Genomic DNA, 3,162 nt, shown 5'->3' on the forward strand with positions numbered 1-3,162 from the left:
CTGAGTTCGGGATGGGATCAGGTGGTTCCAATGCTCTATGGTCGTCAAGAAATTCGGGTACTGAGTCGTGACCAAATGGTCTCGCTTCAGCAAATTGGGTATGTGATAGCTTTCGGTGTTTTGTGAGCGTCGAACTTTCGGTTCATTTCGTCTTCACACACCGCAATCTGATGCTCTTTCGAGTAGTCAAATTGCTTGGGTGTTATATGGTCAAGCCTCACGGGCAATTAGTATTGGTTAGCTCAACGCCTCACAGCGCTTACACACCCAACCTATCAACGTCGTAGTCTTCGACGGCCCTTCAGGGAACTCAAGGTTCCAGTGAGATCTCATCTTGAGGCTAGTTTCCCGCTTAGATGCTTTCAGCGGTTATCTATTCCGAACATAGCTACCCGGCAATGCCACTGGCGTGACAACCGGAACACCAGAGGTTCGTCCACTCCGGTCCTCTCGTACTAGGAGCAGCCCCTCTCAAATCTCAAACGTCCACGGCAGATAGGGACCGAACTGTCTCACGACGTTCTAAACCCAGCTCGCGTACCACTTTAAATGGCGAACAGCCATACCCTTGGGACCGGCTTCAGCCCCAGGATGTGATGAGCCGACATCGAGGTGCCAAACACCGCCGTCGATATGAACTCTTGGGCGGTATCAGCCTGTTATCCCCGGAGTACCTTTTATCCGTTGAGCGATGGCCCTTCCATACAGAACCACCGGATCACTAAGACCTACTTTCGTACCTGCTCGACGTGTCTGTCTCGCAGTCAAGCGCGCTTTTGCCTTTATACTCTACGACCGATTTCCGACCGGTCTGAGCGCACCTTCGTACTCCTCCGTTACTCTTTAGGAGGAGACCGCCCCAGTCAAACTACCCACCATACACTGTCCTCGATCCGGATAACGGACCTGAGTTAGAACCTCAAAGTTGCCAGGGTGGTATTTCAAGGTTGGCTCCACGCAGACTGGCGTCCACGCTTCAAAGCCTCCCACCTATCCTACACAAGCAAATTCAAAGTCCAGTGCAAAGCTATAGTAAAGGTTCACGGGGTCTTTCCGTCTAGCCGCGGATACACTGCATCTTCACAGCGATTTCAATTTCACTGAGTCTCGGGTGGAGACAGCGCCGCCATCGTTACGCCATTCGTGCAGGTCGGAACTTACCCGACAAGGAATTTCGCTACCTTAGGACCGTTATAGTTACGGCCGCCGTTTACCGGGGCTTCGATCAAGAGCTTCGCGTTAGCTAACCCCATCAATTAACCTTCCGGCACCGGGCAGGCGTCACACCCTATACGTCCACTTTCGTGTTTGCAGAGTGCTGTGTTTTTAATAAACAGTCGCAGCGGCCTGGTATCTTCGACCGGCATGAGCTTACGGAGCAAGTCCTTCACCCTCACCGGCGCACCTTCTCCCGAAGTTACGGTGCCATTTTGCCTAGTTCCTTCACCCGAGTTCTCTCAAGCGCCTTGGTATTCTCTACCCAACCACCTGTGTCGGTTTGGGGTACGGTTCCTGGTTACCTGAAGCTTAGAAGCTTTTCTTGGAAGCATGGCATCAACCACTTCGTTAACTAAAAGTTAACTCGTCATCAGCTCTCGGCCTTAGAATCCCGGATTTACCTAAGATTCCAGCCTACCACCTTAAACTTGGACAACCAACGCCAAGCTGGCCTAGCCTTCTCCGTCCCTCCATCGCAATAACCAGAAGTACAGGAATATTAACCTGTTTTCCATCGACTACGCTTTTCAGCCTCGCCTTAGGGACCGACTAACCCTGCGTCGATTAACGTTGCGCAGGAAACCTTGGTCTTTCGGCGTGGGTGTTTTTCACACCCATTGTCGTTACTCATGTCAGCATTCGCACTTCTGATACCTCCAGCAAGCTTCTCAACTCACCTTCACAGGCTTACAGAACGCTCCTCTACCGCATCACTTACGTGATACCCGTAGCTTCGGTGTATGGTTTGAGCCCCGTTACATCTTCCGCGCAGGCCGACTCGACTAGTGAGCTATTACGCTTTCTTTAAAGGGTGGCTGCTTCTAAGCCAACCTCCTAGCTGTCTAAGCCTTCCCACATCGTTTCCCACTTAACCATAACTTTGGGACCTTAGCTGACGGTCTGGGTTGTTTCCCTTTTCACGACGGACGTTAGCACCCGCCGTGTGTCTCCCATGCTCGGCACTTGTAGGTATTCGGAGTTTGCATCGGTTTGGTAAGTCGGGATGACCCCCTAGCCGAAACAGTGCTCTACCCCCTACAGTGATACATGAGGCGCTACCTAAATAGCTTTCGAGGAGAACCAGCTATCTCCGAGCTTGATTAGCCTTTCACTCCGATCCACAGGTCATCCGCTAACTTTTCAACGGTAGTCGGTTCGGTCCTCCAGTTAGTGTTACCCAACCTTCAACCTGCCCATGGATAGATCGCCCGGTTTCGGGTCTATTCCCAGCGACTAGACGCCCTATTAAGACTCGCTTTCGCTACGCCTCCCCTATTCGGTTAAGCTCGCCACTGAAAATAAGTCGCTGACCCATTATACAAAAGGTACGCAGTCACAGAACAAAGTCTGCTCCCACTGCTTGTACGCATACGGTTTCAGGATCTATTTCACTCCCCTCTCCGGGGTTCTTTTCGCCTTTCCCTCACGGTACTAGTTCACTATCGGTCAGTCAGTAGTATTTAGCCTTGGAGGATGGTCCCCCCATATTCAGACAAAGTTTCTCGTGCTCCGTCCTACTCGATTTCATGACTAAGAGATTTTCGCGTACAGGGCTATCACCCACTATGGCCGCACTTTCCAGAGCGTTCCGCTAATCTCAAAGCCACTTAAGGGCTAGTCCCCGTTCGCTCGCCACTACTAAGGGAATCTCGGTTGATTTCTTTTCCTCAGGGTACTTAGATGTTTCAGTTCCCCTGGTTCGCCCCTTACACCTATGTATTCAGTGTAAGGTAACCATCTTATGATGGCTGGGTTCCCCCATTCAGACATCTCCGGATCAAAGTCTGTTTGCCGACTCCCCGAAGCTTTTCGCAGGCTACCACGTCTTTCATCGCCTCTGACTGCCAAGGCATCCACCGTATGCGCTTCTTCACTTGACCATATAACCCCAAGCAATCTGGTTATACTGTGAAGACAACATTCGCCGAAAATTCGAATTTCTCA

At 51.2% G+C, this 3,162-nt stretch carries 1 rRNA gene; it reads right to left on the reverse strand.

Annotation, left to right across the window (positions count from 1 at the left end):
- Nucleotides 1-206 precede the first annotated feature (206 nt).
- Nucleotides 207-3,098: ribosomal RNA gene (locus L8I05_RS29350) — 23S ribosomal RNA — on the reverse strand.
- Between the last annotated feature and the right edge of the window lie 64 nt (nt 3,099-3,162).

The sequence above is a fragment of the Pseudomonas sp. MONT-RG-20F-20-E-7-02 genome, from assembly GCF_022662395.1.
Classification (GTDB): Bacteria; Pseudomonadota; Gammaproteobacteria; order Pseudomonadales; family Pseudomonadaceae; genus Aquipseudomonas.